This is a genomic window from Leptolyngbya sp. GB1-A1 (assembly GCF_039962475.1).
Lineage (GTDB): Bacteria > Cyanobacteriota > Cyanobacteriia > Elainellales > Elainellaceae > Leptolyngbya_A.
This window is the reverse complement of the sequence record NZ_JAMPLI010000027.1, coordinates 51,134-66,584: the sequence shown is the minus strand read 5'-3', so window position 1 is coordinate 66,584 and position 15,451 is coordinate 51,134. Positions and strand designations below refer to the sequence as shown.

The following is a 15,451-nucleotide window of genomic DNA, read 5'->3' as shown; positions in this document are numbered from 1 at the left end:
CGAAGAACATTCTGCTGAACGAGGGCATCCGGGCTTGGATGGCACCTCAGGATCAGCCGCACGAACAATTTGTATTCCCCGAAGAGGTACTGCCCCGTGGTAACGCTCTCTAACCCGATAATCATCTGGTAATCAAGGGAATAAGTGTTGAGTTAGCTCCTGCCTTCGGGTAGGAGCTTTTTGCTGAAATTTTCACACAATCGATTTCCCTGTGCTAATGTAGTTGATAGGTGGTAACACCGAGCTTAAAGCTCTAACTTCTCAACAACCGTTTAGGGAATAAGGAGGTGATGCCCATGCAAGATAGTAGTAAACGCCTGGGTCATCAGGTTAAGACAAGCTGGCTGCGCGCCGGAGCTGTTCTCTAAGAATCAGGTAACTTCCTGAAGCTTAGTTTCAAGAGCGCACACTGATTGGAGTTCCTTCCGGCAGTTCGCTTTTAACCTATGACCCGCTACACCGCTCTCACTTTCAGCAATGAGAAAGATCCGAAAGGAAATTTTGAACCTGCTATCTAGTGAGAGCGGATAGTTTTTTGGGAACTTTTTTTTCAGGGGCTTTGTCTATCCCTTAGCGGCACTGATGTTTGCAGATAACATGTTTGCAAATCGCAAGATGAATTGTCCGATCGATCGAACTGTCACACGAGAGATTCAATTCATTCATCAGGTCAGCTAACTTTAGTGGGTAAAGCAACATTAGGTCTGAGATTTTTGCAAACCTTAATCTGGTTGCAACGAGTCTCACGTTCATTAAGGTTGTGATGTGTGCCGCCTCTGTTTAAGAACTAGCTGTTTAAGAGCAGAGAGAATAGGCGAATAGCTGAATCGATTCAACCGTGATACGATATCAGTGTTTGGCTTACGAGAAGTAAGATTCTAAAGCCAATGTTTCGGTTGGGTAAGACGTTGTCCATTGGGCGAAGTAATGTTAAACGGGCGATGTCCGCAATTGCTGCTTGAACCCAGAATCCGCCGTGATTAATACGGAGGGGTACGTCAAAATGATAGGTGTGGAATCTAAAGTCACTTTAGGTTTAGGTGTGAGGACTCAAACAATGCTATCCAAAGTTCTAAAGCTGAACTATCTTGTTGCTACGCCTGCTTTTCTGGGCGCGGCCCTTCTAGTTTCGTCTTCTGCTTATGCGGCAGAATCCCAGGCTGGTGCTGATGCGCTGTTGAATACTGCTTCGGCTGCTAGCACGACACTACAAATTGATGCGACGGCTCCTATTGCTGCCGCTCCGACTGCTGAAGCTTCGGTTACTGAAACCACGGCTGCTGAAGTTGCTCCGGTTGCTGAAACTCCGGTTGCTGAAGTTGCTCCTGCTGAACCTCTCCAGATTGCTCAAGCTGCTCCGGTTGCTGCTTCTGCTGAAACCAGTGTTGCATCGCTGGATGAGATCGTTCAGTACGGTAACGAAGTTTCTACAACTCAGGCTCAAGTTACGTCTATTTCTCAGCTCTCTGATGTTCAACCGACTGATTGGGCATTCCAGGCTCTCCAGTCTCTAGTCGAGCGTTACGGCTGTATTGCAGGTTATCCCGATGGAACCTACAGAGGTCAGCGTGCTCTGACCCGTTTTGAGTTTGCTGCTGGTTTAAACGCCTGTCTGGATCGCATCAGCGAGTTAATTGCCTCCAGTACGGCTGACCTCGCAACTAAGGAAGACCTGGCAACCCTGCGTCGCCTGCAGGACGAGTTCCAGGCTGAGCTGTCTACCCTTCGTGGTCGCGTGGATGCGCTGGAATCGCGTACTTCTGAGCTGGAAGCAAATCAGTTCTCGACCACGACAAAGCTGAACGGTGAAGTTATCTTTGCGGCTGCTGTGCCCATCGACTACGACGATGAAGAGTTCGATGATCAGGCAAATGCTGGTTATCGAGTTCGCTTGAACTTTGATACTAGTTTTACAGGCGAAGACTTGCTGCGGACTCGTCTGCAAGCTCGTGACTTCTCAAGCTACGATTCCCTTCAGGCTGGTCTAGGCGACTTAAACTGGTCGTTTGGTAGTGGTACAGAAGGTGAAGACAATGACATCGTGCTGAACCAGTTGTTCTATCAGTTTCCGCTGGGCGATCGCCTTACGGTGCTGTTAGGCGCTAACGCAACCAGTGACTCTGACTATGTAACCAGCACGATCAGCCCATTTGATAGCAGTGGTTCTGGTTCGTTGACCAACTTTGGTGCACCGCGCCAGTACGCTCTGGTCACAGGTGGTACAGGTCTTGGCTTGTTCTTTGAACTGAGTGAGAACTTGTCCTTGGATTTGAGCTACGCGGCTGACGAAGCTGAAGATTCTGAATCCGGTGCAGGTCTGTTCAACGGCGATGGCTCTTTCATGGGTCAGCTGACCTTCCTGAGCGATTTCGTTGACCTGGGTTTGATGTATGCCAACACCTACTTGGGTGAAGGTTTCGGCTTCCTCAATGCAGACCGTCCTGAAGTGGCAAACGTCTACGGAGCACAGGTTAACTTCAAGTTTGGTGACTTTGAACTGGGCGGCGGTGTTGCCTATGCGCCGATTCGCGCTATCAATCGCGGTGATTATGATGTGTGGAGCTACCAGGGCACTCTGGCAATTCGCGACTTGGGCGGTCGCGGCAACCTGCTGGGTATTCTGGCTGGTGCACCCCTTTATGCAGGAGGTTTCGGAGACGGTACTTTCGGAACTCTGTCGGATGTTCGCAATCAGGATACTCCGTTTGCTGTGGAAGGCTTCTATCGCTTCCGTCTCAACAGCAACATTGCGATCACGCCCGGTATCGTTTGGTTGACCAACCCGGGTAACGATGATGACAACAGCGATTCGATCGCAGGGGTTGTTAGAACCACGTTCACCTTCTAGATTGCGAGTGACGGGACTGAGACGGAGATAGCAAAATTTCTTTCCTGTCCCTACTCTAAATTGATCGGCTCAAGCTTCTTAACGAGGCTTGGGCTTTTTAATTTGGGAGCAATTTTGTAGAGGCTATTTCATTAACATCTTGTGCGTTCTTCCTAATAAGGCCTTTACGGAACTGCGGCGCAGCTTCAGAAGATGAGTGTTCTGCGATCGCTCTATATCAAGCGATTGCTAAATTAATTGGGGCGTTTCCTCTAACTCTACAAACCCGACTGGAGAACCGGGATATACTGGAGAGGAACCCCTCTCAATGTTTGCCGTGGAACTCTCTTGTAAAAGTGAATATGCCCTGTTGGCACTTCTGGAGCTTGCTGCACACTACAGCAGCGGTGAACCGCTTCAAATTCGACAGATTGCTGCTGAGCAGAATATCCCCGATCGCTATCTAGAGCAGCTTCTAGCGGTTTTAAGACGTGCAAATTTGGTTCGCAGTCAGCGAGGCGCACGAGGAGGATATCTGCTTGCGCGTGAGCCTTGGAAGATTACTTTACTTGAGGTTGTGAACTGTATCGAAGGAATTGATACTCATGATGCTGAGTTAACCCGTGAGCCTAAATCTGTTGAAGGAATGGTGATTCGAGAAGTTTGGCATGAAGCAGGTCAAGCAGCTTATGCTGTGCTGCAAAAGTACACTCTACAGGACATTGCCGAAAAACGAGACTCTAGGCGGCAGCTTGACTTTATGTACTATATCTAGTTAATGTCTGCTAACTTCTGGTTGTCCGGGTTTAAGGCGAGTTGATGATAAAGCAATCGATAACTCAAGCTGTGAATAGAGCATGCTAGCTTTAGCAGCTACTGGGCATGTTTCTGGTTTTTCGCTCCTACCGTTGCTATCCCACGAAATTTATGCGTATCGCTAAGAATATTACAGAGTTGATTGGTCGGACTCCGCTGGTTCAGTTAAACCGCATTCCGCAGGATGAGGGCTGTGTTGCGCAAATTGTGGTGAAACTGGAGGGAATGAACCCTTCTGCCTCAGTTAAAGATCGCATTGGCATTAGCATGATCGAGGCGGCAGAGCGGGAGAATTTAATTAAGCCGGGGAAAACGGTTTTAGTGGAGCCGACCTCAGGCAATACTGGAATCGCGCTGGCAATGGCAGCCGCTGCAAAAGGGTATCGGCTGATCCTGACTATGCCGGAGACGATGAGCTCGGAGCGACGAGCAATGCTGCGGGCATACGGGGCAGAGCTGGAGTTAACTCCAGGAATTGAGGGCATGGCAGGCTGTATTCAGCGGGCCCAGCAAATCGTTCATTCGATGCCAGATGCTTACATGCTGCAACAGTTTAGCAATCCGGCAAACCCAGAAATTCATCGCAATACGACTGCACTGGAGATTTGGGAAGACACGGACGGGCGAGTTGATTTTTTGGTTGCAGGGGTAGGAACTGGAGGAACGATTACTGGGGTTTCGGAAGTGCTGAAGCAGAAGAAGCCTTCGTTTCAGACGATCGCCGTAGAGCCACAGAATAGTCCTATTCTCTCAGGCGGCAGACCGGGTCCCCATAAAATTCAGGGGATTGGTGCAGGCTTTATTCCCCAAGTGCTTCGGACAGACCTGATTGATGAAGTTATCACAATCGGCGATGAGGAAGCGATCGCCTATGGACGGCGAATGGCAAGAGAAGAAGGGCTTTTGTCAGGCATTTCTAGTGGGGCAGCCCTTGCTGCAGCGATTAAAATTGGCTGTCGTCCTGAGAACGCAGGCAAGCTGATTGTGATGGTACAGCCCAGCTTTGGCGAACGCTATCTTAGTACTCCCCTCTTCCAGGACCCGGAACTCGCTGCGGCTGGGAAGGTGGGGTAAAACAAAAACATCTGCCCTGTGTCTGAATTGATTGCTGCCGCTTTCTGAAGGGGGAATCGTTCCTCGGGAAGCGTTAACGGGGTGCAGCGAATCGATAAAATGAGGATATGGCAGAGGTTAATCACTACGACACGCTTGAGCTGAGCCCCTTGGCAAGTCAGGCAGAAATTAAGCAAGCTTATCGTCGGCTGGCAAAACAATTTCATCCCGATACGAATCCTGATGCTTCAGGGCACGATCGGATCGCTAAAATTAACGCCGCCTACGAAGTGTTGAGCGATCCCCGCCAGCGGCAGTCTTACGATCGGCACCTTTCCTATAGGCAGGCAGTTCATTTTGATCCCCATGCTGAGACTCAACGGCAACAGCGGGCTGCTGCTGCTCAACGGGAGTATCAGAAGCGACAGACCGGACGAGATAGCGATGCTGAACTGCAACTTTGGCTCAAGCGGGTTTATCAGCCTGTGAACCGGATGCTGAATCGGATTTTGAGTTCGCTTCAGGATCAGATTGATGACCTGGCAGCCGATCCGTTTGATGATGAATTGCTGGAGGAATTTCAGGATTATCTGGAGAACTGCCGCCAAGAATTGCAGCAGGCACAGCGATTGTTTCGTTCTCTGCCGAATCCGCCTAATGTGGCAGGGGTAGCAGCCCACCTTTATTACTGCCTCAATCAGGTGGGAGACGGTCTAGACGAACTGGAGCGATTTATCTCCAGCTATGACGACCACTATCTGCACACTGGGCAGGAGCTATTTCGGATTGCAAAAGGGCTAAAGCGAGAGGCACAGACGGCGGTTCGAGAAGTGACTCGCTGAGACGGAAAACTCGACCTCTCGTTACCCTAGCAATCTCGTTACAATGGAGTTTTGGATTCTTCGGGTTAACCGCCCGCACCCTTGCCATGCCCTTACCTGTTGTTGCTGTGATTGGTCGCCCAAATGTGGGCAAATCAACGATCGTGAACCGTCTGACGGGCGCGATGGATGCGATCGTCCATGATGAACCTGGCGTAACCCGTGATCGGACCTATCGCCCTGCCTTTTGGAACGATCGTGAATTTCTGGTGGTAGATACGGGCGGACTCGTGTTTGACGATGACACTGAATTTCTGCCGCTGATTCGGGAACAGGCAGAAGCTGCCCTGACCGAAGCCAGTGCTGCCATTTTTGTAGTCGATGGACAAGCGGGCTTAACTGCGGCGGATGAGTCGATCGCGGACTGGTTGCGGCAGCAGTCGGTTCCGGTTTTGCTGACGGTGAATAAATGTGAGTCAGTCGAACAAGGGCTGGCACAGGCGGCAGAGTTTTGGGCATTGGGGCTGGGCGAACCCTTTCCGGTATCGGGCATTCATGGCAACGGCACGGGCGAACTGCTGGATAGCTTGCTGCCCTATTTGCCTCCGAAGGATGAACTGGAAGAGGAAGCAGAAATCCGGGTGGCGATCGTTGGTCGTCCAAATGTGGGCAAGTCGAGTTTGCTGAATGCGTTTGTGGGTGAAAATCGGGCAATTGTCAGTCCGATCTCTGGCACAACGCGGGATGCGATCGATATGGTTGTAGAGCGGGGCGGAAAACGCTATCGCTTGATTGACACCGCAGGCATTCGTAAAAAGAAGAACGTTGATTACGGTCCTGAATTTTTTGGGATTAACCGATCGTTCAAAGCGATTCGACGGGCAGATGTCGTGCTGCTCGTGATTGATGCGCTGGACGGTGTGACCGAGCAAGATCAGAAGCTCGCTGGACGGATCGAAGAAGAAGGACGCGCCTGCATTCTGGTGGTGAACAAATGGGACGCGATCGAAAAAGATTCCCACACGATCTATGAATACGATCGGCAAATTAAAGAGCGGCTGCACTTTCTGGAGTGGGCAGAAATAATCTTCGTTAGTGCCCAGAGCGGACAGCGCGTAGAGAAAATTTTAGAGCTGGTGAATACCGCAGCCGAGCAGCACCAGCGGCGGGTCAGTACGTCTGTGATTAACGAAGTGCTAGAAGAAGCACTGCGTTGGCATACCCCTCCGACCACGCGCCAGGGCAAACAGGGCAGAATTTATTACGGCACGCAGGTGAGTAGCCAACCGCCCTCGATCGCCCTATTTGTCAATGACCCTAAGCTGTTTAATGAAAACTATCGCCGCTATGTTGAACGGCAGTTTCGGCAGCAGTTGGGCTTTACAGGCTCTCCGATTCGGCTGTTTTGGCGCGGTAAGAAGGTGCGAGAAGTCGAGCGGAACACGGCGAACCGAGCTACGAGAGTTTAACGATTTCCTGAACGCAAAGCTGAAGCTATGGATTTACTTCGATCGCTGCCCATCGGACTCTATCTGGAACAGCCGATCACCTGGCTTCACCGCATTGATGCCAGAGTTAAGCTAGGCTGGCTGCTCACTCTCATGCTGACGCCGATCTCGGCAAACCCATGGTGGCGGCTTTCGCTGGTAGGTTGGCTGCTGCTGTTTACGCTGGCAACCCGGCTGCCCTTTCGCGTCTGGAAGCGGCAAATTGGACTAGTGCTGTTTTTTAGTGTGCTGCTGTTTGCAGTAACGTTATTTGCGCCCGACGGGTTGACCGTTCCCAATCAAAATCGGTTGCCTGCTGATGGACTGACTCAGCCTGCGGGCAATGCGGCTTCTAGTGCTGCCCAGACTGCTCCTCGCGTCGATCCGCTGCCTCAGCCGACCGATTATCGGTATGTGCTGTTTGAGCGGGGCAATATTCGCGTGACGCGACGATCGGTTGAACTGGCGGTGCGCGTTGGGACGTTTATGTTTGTCCTGATTTACAGTACGAATCTTTATCTGCTGACTACTGCGCCGGAAGAGATTACAGCGGGACTGGAAGATTTGATGCAGCCCTTGCGTCGCTTTAATGTCCCTGTTACTGAAATTGTGCTGACGCTGACGCTCTCACTGCGGTTTATTCCGCTGGTGCTGGAGGAAGTGCAAAACCTGGTGCGATCGATTCGAACCAGAGCCATTAATTGGAAAAAGCTCGGTTTTCGGGGTTCGACTCAGGTTTGGACGACGGTTGCCGAAAAGCTGGTAGATAACTTGCTGGTTCGTGCCGAACAAATTGCCAGTGCGATGCAGGTGCGGGGGTTTACTTCGCCCGATCGCCATCAGGTGCAGTGGCATCAGTTTAAGCTGGGCAGTTTAGACTGGCTCGCCCTGGGTGGCATTGTCGTGTTCTGGATTGCTCGATTTGCGATCGGCAGTTAGCCGTTTTTACTGTTGTTCATTCCTTTTATTTTTTCACTCTTATTTAGGGTTAAAACCTTGAAGCAGAGCCCTGCCTCTACAGCTTGAGGGATAGAAATTTATCCAGAAGAAGGACTGGATTGCTGTAGCGGGATAGCACATTTTCACATAAAGTTAATGAATAAATGTTGGAAGCTCTTTTCTGTAAAGGGTAGTATTCACCTTGCCAACTTTTGCATTTTCTTTTGTATTTTGTAGACTTCCTGTTTATCTGCTAAATCCTATACAGCAATGCCCGATTCTGCCAGTTCCCAATCTTTTGAAAATCGGATGAGCAGTGAAACTTACTTGAATCATCCAACCTTCGGCTTGCTGTTTCGCATCTGTGTAATTGATGACAATCGGGAACTGTTTTCAACGCTTTATGCCCAACGTCTATTTTTTCTGGTTGCCACTACAGCTCAGGGCATTCAATTTGAGCCGCTTGGTCGGAGCGATGCCCGAATTTTAGTAGAAGGACGACTGCGCGAACTGCGCCGAACAGGACAATCCGGCGAACACAGCAAAGTGCAAGCTATTCATCAACAAACGTTTCAATAGTGTCTTCTAATCCACCCGTGAACTCTATTGCAGCTCGGCTTACCGAGATTCGTCAGACCCTTCCTGCAAACGTTCGATTGATTGCCGTGACAAAGCAGGTTTCGATCGCTGCAATCCGGCAGGCGTATGAAGCAGGGGTGCGAGATTTTGGAGAAAGCCGGATTCAGGAAGCCGCATCCAAAAAGGCAGCCCTTCAGGATTTGCCCGGCGTGACCTGGCATTTAATTGGACATCTCCAAGCTAATAAAGCTGCCAAAGCGCTACAGCAGTTTCAGTGGATTCATTCGATCGATAGTTTGAAGCTGGCTCAGCGGCTTGATCAGCTTGCGGCAGAACAACAGGCTGTGCTGCCTAAAGTTTGTCTGCAAGTCAAGCTGCTGCCTGATCCCAGCAAATTTGGCTGGACTGTTTCAGAATTGTTGGCAGACCTGCCTCAGCTTGATCAGTGCCGTCACCTGGAGATTCAGGGGCTAATGGTCATTCCGCCTTATGGGCTGCAGGCCGCCGAAACCCAGGCAGTCTTCGATCGCGCTCGTGAACTGGCAGAGCGAATCAGGCAGCAAGGCTGGTCTCACCTGCAAATGAAGGAACTGTCGATGGGGATGTCGGACGATTACCCTCTGGCAATTCAGGCGGGATCAACCATGATCCGATTGGGAAAAACCCTATTTGGCGATCGAGCATCTCAGACGAAAACGGAGCCTTCTGCATCAATCTGATTGCGGTTCCCACCTAGAGTAGGATGTTATCTTTACCAGAGTTTAAGATTTATCGGAGGAGTGCAGTCTATCGGGCGGAACAGAGTATTATATTTCTCGATTCGGTGGCATTCGACGGCTTGGCTCTCTCCTGTAGGCTTGAGTGCTGAGTTTAACGGCTAAAAAAGACGGCTCCTTGGCTTTGGCTAATAAATTTTTCCAACTCCGTGATCGTTTGAGTCAAAATAGGCTAAACTCTACGGGTGGAGTACCAAGCAGGCTAAAAAAGCAAGAGAACGCTATGAATGGTAATAGATAGATGGTGTTAGTTAGTGATCTGGGGTCAATTTGAAGTGGTCGGTGAAGGTTGTCTAGCCGTCTCCCCCGGGAGAACTGCGAGGCGATCGTTTGAACAGGAGTTTTAACAAAAGCCGGACTGTAAGTGCGATGATTTGTGATCGATACTGGCAGTTCACTAACAATGGGCAATTGCTGATCACTCACCGTTTGTTCTAGATCTCTGAGGCTTCTTAAGAATTCCTTTTGATTTCGAGGATTTGATTTGGCGGTCAAATGTTTTATATTGAACCTTGCTTAGCAACAAGCGAATCCGGGATTTATCCCGATTGATTTAGCAATTTACTGAAAGTGTCGTCATCTGTAAGCAAGCGGTTCTAATTTACGATTGGGACAAGTTAAGGATCAGGTTTTGCCCTCCTAGGAAAATAACCTTGCTCTCCAAGCCTTCTGACGTTCAATGATGTCCAATTGCTTACTTCTTATATGGTTTGATGAATCACTTCATTCAGTATTCTAGCCGGGCAATATTTGTGATAAATATAATCAAGTTTCTGATTGCTCTTGACCTGAGCCAGTCACCTGAAAACGTTCTCAAGTTCAACCCCAAGAAATTCATTGAAATTCATTGACTTATGCTGAAGCGTATGGTTAGTTGTTTCTAGCAAAGTAGTATGAATAAGGTTCAATCAGGTTTTGCTTCCCTGGAATTTGGCAGCTAGCTTCAAAAATTAGGTTATACTGTTGACTCAAATTGGATAAAAAGGTGGCTTAGGTGAATGAGAATTGCTAGGTAAAGTCAATTGAGAAATTCCAAGAAGCTGATTCGCTAGCAAGTTTTCATTAAGGTTAATACTTCCTGTCACTTATTATTTTGATTTGTCATTCATTGGGCTGTGAGTGGCGTTAACTAAATTAGTTTTTTCTGTGAGTAGTCTGGGGCTCGATTGTTCAAGTTCTTAATAAGGCAACTTAAATTTTTGCCCTTTTTTAAGCTAAAACTCTAGTTGTGATGGAGAGTGGACAGTGAATAGCATCTTCGCAAAGCTGAAGGATTTTGTAGGGTTGAATGAGCCGAGTGATGAGTATGACTATGAGTACACCGAGGTAGAAGGCGAAGAATACCGTAACCTCTATCAGGAAGAGCATCCTCAGCCTGTCCAGGAAGAAGAACCGAGACGGCGGCGAATTCGTGAACGTCTATCTAATGAAGGAGTTAGTTCTGCCATGAGTAACGTGATTGGAATGCCCGGTGCAACGAACGGAATGTCTGAGGTAGTGGTAATGGAGCCGCGCACGTTTGAGGAAATGCCTCAGGCAATTCGGGCACTGCGCGAGCGCAAATCGGTGGTGCTGAATCTGGCGATCATGGACCCCGATCAGGCACAGCGGGCAGTCGATTTTGTTGCAGGCGGAACCTACGCGATCGACGGTCATCAAGAGCGAATTGGCGAAAGCATTTTTCTGTTTACGCCGAATTGTGTTCAGGTGAGCACGCAGGTCGGCGGCACGAATGACCTGACCGGAGGAATGCCTCAACCTCGCGCTGCCCGCCCGATGGCTCCCACGCCTGCTTGGACGACTGAGCAGGTTCGCATGGCATAGGTTCCACTGTTGCAACAGACGGTATTTAGCCAGACGAGAGAAGGTGGGATAATTTTTCTGACCTGTTATAAACGTTAGAGGCATTCAATTGTCTGTTCAATTTGGTATTATTGGCGGCGGGGTAATGGGGGAAGCCTTGTTATCCCGTCTTTTAGTGCAAAAACTTTATCAGCCCTCCGCAGTGCTGGTGAGTGAACCGCAGCCGCAGCGTCGCGAGTTTCTTCAAACAAAGTATGGTGTGGGGGTAACTGCCGACAATCAGTCGATCGTCGATGCTGCCTCGATCATTCTGCTGGCAATCAAGCCCCAAGTATTTGAAACCGTTACCGCTAGCCTGAAGCCGTCGCCGCAGCCACAGGTGATTTTGTCGATTCTGGCAGGGGTTCCGCTTACCCGTCTGGAAACTGCCTTTCCTGGGCAGCCTGTGATTCGTGCCATGCCGAACACCCCTGCAACGGTGGGCATGGGCATGACGGCGATCGCTGGTGGAGAACATACCCAGCCCGCTCACCTTCAGCAAGCCAGACAAATTTTTGCTGCAGTCGGCGAAGTCGTAGAAGTGCCAGAGTCGCTAATGGATGCCGTAACGGGATTGTCTGGATCGGGTCCGGGCTATGTGGCGGTGATGATTGAAGCTTTGATTGACGGAGGCGTTGCGGTCGGGTTGCCGCGATCGATCGCGACTCAGCTGGCAATTCAAACCGTACGCGGAACAACAGAGCTCCTGCAAACCACAGGGATGCATCCGGCAGAACTGAAGGATCAGGTCACTAGTCCGGGCGGTACGACGATCGCGGGTATTGCTCAGCTTGAACAGGCGGGCATTCGTTCGGCTTTGATTGAGGCGGTGCGGGCTGCCTGTCGCCGATCGCAAGAGTTAGGGCAGTAATTGAGCTGCTTGAATTCCCGATTTGTGTAATTTTATCGATCGCCCTCTGTACAACTTCTGCTGCATCAGCGAAAAAGAAAATAGCGGGTTCCCTCGCTTACGGTTGACCTGCTTTGATTTGTGTGTTTGGCAAATATGCTGTTGATGCAGAGGAACAAGCGATGGACATTTTGCATTTGCTCATCAAGCTGATCATTGCGATCGGCTGTGCGGCAGCGGCAGATCTGCTGCTTCCCCGACGGATTCCAGGTGGGTTAGCAGGGCTGATCTTGGTTGGGTTGGCTGGGGTTTGGCTGGGAGAGCGTGGATTTGCGCTGCTGCGGCAGCAGTTTGGAATTAATTTTGACTTTCTTTACTGGCAGATTGAGGGGGTTTTGATTATTCCGGCGATCGTGGGTTCGGCGATCGTGCTGTATGTCGTGACAGCGTTTATTCGATGGGCGAGGTATAGCAGCTAGAGGGGGTGGATGGGTAATAGGTGAGGGAGTGTCGCGGGTAGGTGTAGGAGTGTGAAGAGTGGCTGGATTTTGGGCGGGGTAACGAGGTGGGGGCTTATCGTTAAATAGAGATAGAGCAGGTCAAGATTCACTGCAATATCTTGACCGTTTTTCCTGACCATTGTTCTCCTGTTCCTCGTTCTTCTGTAACGCTATGGCATTCGATAAGTTTTCTGGTGATTCGTCCTTTGCTAGCCCGCGATCGCTGCCGAGGTTAAGCCTGCTGACGATGTTTCGGCTGGGCTTATTTCAGATGGGGCTGGGGATCATGTCTCTGCTGACGCTGGGGGTGCTGAACCGGGTCATGATCAAAGAGCTGGCGATTCCGGCGACGATTGTGGCGGGGACAATCGCAATGAATCAGTTTGTGTCTCCGGTGCGGGTGCTGTTTGGGCAGATGTCGGATGCCAAGCCGATCGGGGGGTATCATCGAACGGGCTATGTCTGGATTGGGGCAACTCTGTTTGCGATCGCTTCGTTTCTGGCGGTGCAGGTAGTCTGGCAATTAGGAGCGAGTCTTCAGGCGGTGGGCTGGAGTGGAATGACGATCGCCTGGGTCGGGCTGCTGGCTCTGGTGTTTGCGCTGTACGGGGTGGCGATTAGCTTTAGTTCAACGCCCTTTGCCGCACTGCTAGTCGATATCTCAGACGAAGATAACCGATCGAAGCTGGTCGGTGTGGTCTGGTCGATGCTGATGGTAGGCATTATCATCGGGGCGATTATTACGGCGCGGCTGCTGCGGACGATCGATCTAGACACGCCGCTTGATGTAGTGCAGGCGGCAATCAATCGTATTTTTTTGGTAGTGCCTGCGATCGTAGTGGGACTGGCAGTGGTGGCGACGGTGGGTGTGGAACGCAAGTATTCCCGCTATGGAATTCGATCGGCAATGGTCGATCGCGAAGATCAGATTACGCTGGGACGTGCCCTCAAGGTGTTAACTGCCAGCCGTCAGACCGGGCTATTTTTTGTGTTTTTGCTGATGATGACCCTCAGCCTGTTCTTTCAGGAACCTGTGCTGGAGCCTTATGGGGGGGAAGTGTTTGGGATGTCGATCGCCCAGACCACGCAGCTCAACGCTTTTTGGGGACTGGGAACGCTGTTTGGGCTGAGCCTGACCGGATTTTTCATCGTGCCCCGCTTGGGGAAACAGCAAACAACGCGGATTGGCTGTGGACTGGTGGCAGCTTCGTTTGTGCTCCTTATTCTGGCGGGCTTCACAGCTAACCCCGGAATGCTCAAGGGAACGCTACTGCTGTTTGGATTGGCTTCAGGGATCACGACGACGGGCGCGCTGAGCCTGATGCTGGATCTGACAGCGGCGGAAACGGCGGGAACCTTTATCGGAGCCTGGGGGCTGTCGCAGGCACTTGCCAGAGCGACGGCAACGGTGGCAGGTGGAGCTGTGCTCGACATCGGACGATCGCTGTTTGGTGTACCGATGCTGGCGTACGGATTGGTGTTTCTCATGCCTGTGCTGGGAATGGGCGTGGCAATCGTTCTCCTGAACCGAGTGGACGTGAAAGAATTTCAAACCGAAGCGCGATCGGCGGTTGCGCGGGTGCTGGAAACGGAGCTGGATTCATGAACTGGGAACAGATTGTCGCCATTGCTGAAGCGACCACGGCAGAAATTGGATCAAAGCTGTTGCAGGATTTCGGGCGGATCGGGGCACAGGAAAAAAGCGACGGCAGTTTGGTGACGCAAGCCGATCGTTGGGCAGATAAGGCACTGAGAGAGGCACTTCAGCAAGCTTTTCCTGATCATGGCGTTTTGAGCGAAGAAGTTGAGCATCGGTTGCCGGATCGGGATTGGTGCTGGGTGATTGACCCGATCGATGGCACAACGAACTTCACACGCGGCATTCCCCTTTGGGCGATCTCGCTCGGTTTGCTCTACAAAGGCACGCCCGTCTTTGGGCACGTTTATGTCCCGACGCTGCGCGATGCGTTTCACGGGTTCTGGTATGGCGATTCGGGACTGACGGGTCCAGCGGGAGCCTATTTGAACCATCAGCCGATTCATGCCAGCGCAGCCGATCCGTCTGGGAATCAGTTCTTTAGCCTCTGTGCCCGCAGTACAGCGGTGCTGCAACAGCCCATGCCCTGCAAAATTCGCATGTTGGGCGTCGCAAGCTATAATCTGCTCACCGTTGCCACCGGAGTGACGCTGGGCGGCGTGGAAGCGACTCCTAAAATCTGGGATATTGCCGCAGTATGGGCGATCGTTCAGGCAGCGGGTGGCGTGTGGGTTCCGCTTCAGTCTGCTCCGATCTTCCCGCTTCGGGTAGGGCAGGACTACAGCCAGCAATCCTATCCCACGCTGGTTGTCAGCCGATCCGACTTAAAGCTGGTTTTTCTGCCGCTCGTGCAGTTTTTAAGCAAGGATTCATAGCGGATGTTTGAATCACGATTGCTTAGCCAAACCGCTTTCCTCAGAGGTCTTAGCGGGCAATGTAAAACCTCTGCGACTTCTTACACCCTTTTGGGAAAATTTCTGGGGAAATTTCTGGGAAAACCATGAAACGCTGGCTGCCTTATCTTGCAAATCTGGTTTTGAATCTAACGACGATCGCCCTGCTGTGGCTAAGTTACCCGATGGCTGCCTGGAGTCAGGACTTGCCTGCTCTAACCGAGGTGACTGCTCCGACGAATCGATCGCCTTCTGGGGTGGAAAATATTTCGAGCGAGAAGCTGAATCAGTTTGTGCAGGCATATTTGCAGGTGACAACGCTGATCGAGCAGCGAGAGGACGAACTTCAGGGTGTAGAAACCAATGGCGAATCGCTTCAAATGCAGCGCGAAATTGCTGCTGATGCCGTAAGCAAAATCGACGCAGCCGGACTGACGCTGCAGGAATATCTCCAGCTATTGCGGCTTGCCAACCTCGACCCGGAATTTGGCGATCGGGTTGCGGTTCAGCTTCAGGAGGCAGCGAATTAAG

General features: G+C 51.0%; 14 protein-coding genes and 1 pseudogene. All 15 read left to right on the top strand.

Features of this window, described 5'->3' with window-relative positions; all coding sequences use genetic code 11:
- Nucleotides 1-113: pseudogene (locus tag NDI45_RS21045) on the top strand (photosystem II D2 protein (photosystem q(a) protein)); the annotation flags it as partial.
- Nucleotides 114-1,057: 944 nt separating this feature from the next.
- Nucleotides 1,058-2,848: an iron uptake porin gene (locus NDI45_RS21040; protein WP_348248591.1), complete on the top strand. Its 1,791-nt coding sequence runs from the start codon at nucleotides 1,058-1,060 to the stop codon at nucleotides 2,846-2,848.
- Between the two features lie 316 nt (nucleotides 2,849-3,164).
- Nucleotides 3,165-3,602 carry an Rrf2 family transcriptional regulator gene (locus tag NDI45_RS21035; protein WP_348248590.1) on the top strand — a complete coding sequence of 146 codons (438 nt, stop codon included), beginning with the start codon at nucleotides 3,165-3,167 and terminating at the stop codon, nucleotides 3,600-3,602.
- Between the two features lie 152 nt (nucleotides 3,603-3,754).
- Nucleotides 3,755-4,717, top strand: coding sequence for a cysteine synthase A (gene cysK / locus NDI45_RS21030; protein ID WP_348248589.1), 963 nt, complete (start codon nucleotides 3,755-3,757; stop codon nucleotides 4,715-4,717).
- Nucleotides 4,718-4,824: 107 nt separating this feature from the next.
- Nucleotides 4,825-5,538 (top strand): DnaJ domain-containing protein, encoded by a 714-nt coding sequence (locus tag NDI45_RS21025; protein WP_348248588.1) that lies wholly within the window; start codon nucleotides 4,825-4,827, stop codon nucleotides 5,536-5,538.
- Between the two features lie 86 nt (nucleotides 5,539-5,624).
- Nucleotides 5,625-6,986, top strand: a complete 1,362-nt coding sequence (gene der / locus NDI45_RS21020; RefSeq protein WP_190789717.1) for a ribosome biogenesis GTPase Der — start codon at nucleotides 5,625-5,627, stop codon at nucleotides 6,984-6,986.
- A 27-nt stretch (nucleotides 6,987-7,013) separates the two neighbouring features.
- The gene (locus tag NDI45_RS21015) at nucleotides 7,014-7,943 is read left to right on the top strand and encodes a CbiQ family ECF transporter T component (protein ID WP_348248587.1); all 930 of its coding nucleotides are present in this window, start codon (nucleotides 7,014-7,016) and stop codon (nucleotides 7,941-7,943) included.
- A gap of 309 nt (nucleotides 7,944-8,252) precedes the next feature.
- Nucleotides 8,253-8,522, top strand: a complete 270-nt coding sequence (gene pipX, locus NDI45_RS21010) for a transcriptional coactivator PipX (RefSeq protein ID WP_190789720.1) — start codon at nucleotides 8,253-8,255, stop codon at nucleotides 8,520-8,522.
- Nucleotides 8,523-8,539: 17 nt separating this feature from the next.
- On the top strand, nucleotides 8,540-9,241 hold the full coding sequence (locus tag NDI45_RS21005) for a YggS family pyridoxal phosphate-dependent enzyme (RefSeq protein ID WP_190789719.1): 702 nt from the start codon (nucleotides 8,540-8,542) through the stop codon (nucleotides 9,239-9,241).
- 1,302 nt (nucleotides 9,242-10,543) lie between these two features.
- Nucleotides 10,544-11,122, top strand: coding sequence for a cell division protein SepF (locus NDI45_RS21000; protein ID WP_190791579.1), 579 nt, complete (start codon nucleotides 10,544-10,546; stop codon nucleotides 11,120-11,122).
- Between the two features lie 88 nt (nucleotides 11,123-11,210).
- Nucleotides 11,211-12,011 carry a pyrroline-5-carboxylate reductase gene (gene proC / locus NDI45_RS20995; protein WP_348248586.1) on the top strand — a complete coding sequence of 267 codons (801 nt, stop codon included), beginning with the start codon at nucleotides 11,211-11,213 and terminating at the stop codon, nucleotides 12,009-12,011.
- A gap of 161 nt (nucleotides 12,012-12,172) precedes the next feature.
- Nucleotides 12,173-12,469, top strand: coding sequence for a hypothetical protein (locus tag NDI45_RS20990; protein WP_190791577.1), 297 nt, complete (start codon nucleotides 12,173-12,175; stop codon nucleotides 12,467-12,469).
- 193 nt (nucleotides 12,470-12,662) lie between these two features.
- Entirely contained in the window at nucleotides 12,663-14,096 is a 1,434-nt protein-coding gene (locus tag NDI45_RS20985; RefSeq protein WP_348248585.1) for a BCD family MFS transporter, read from the top strand.
- Nucleotides 14,093-14,902 carry an inositol monophosphatase family protein gene (locus NDI45_RS20980; RefSeq protein WP_348248584.1) on the top strand — a complete coding sequence of 270 codons (810 nt, stop codon included), beginning with the start codon at nucleotides 14,093-14,095 and terminating at the stop codon, nucleotides 14,900-14,902. Before NDI45_RS20985 ends, NDI45_RS20980 begins: the two co-directional genes overlap by 4 nt.
- Nucleotides 14,903-15,027: 125 nt before the next feature.
- The gene (locus tag NDI45_RS20975) at nucleotides 15,028-15,450 is read left to right on the top strand and encodes a DUF4168 domain-containing protein (RefSeq protein WP_242067286.1); all 423 of its coding nucleotides are present in this window, start codon (nucleotides 15,028-15,030) and stop codon (nucleotides 15,448-15,450) included.
- Nucleotide 15,451: the final 1 nt, after the last annotated feature.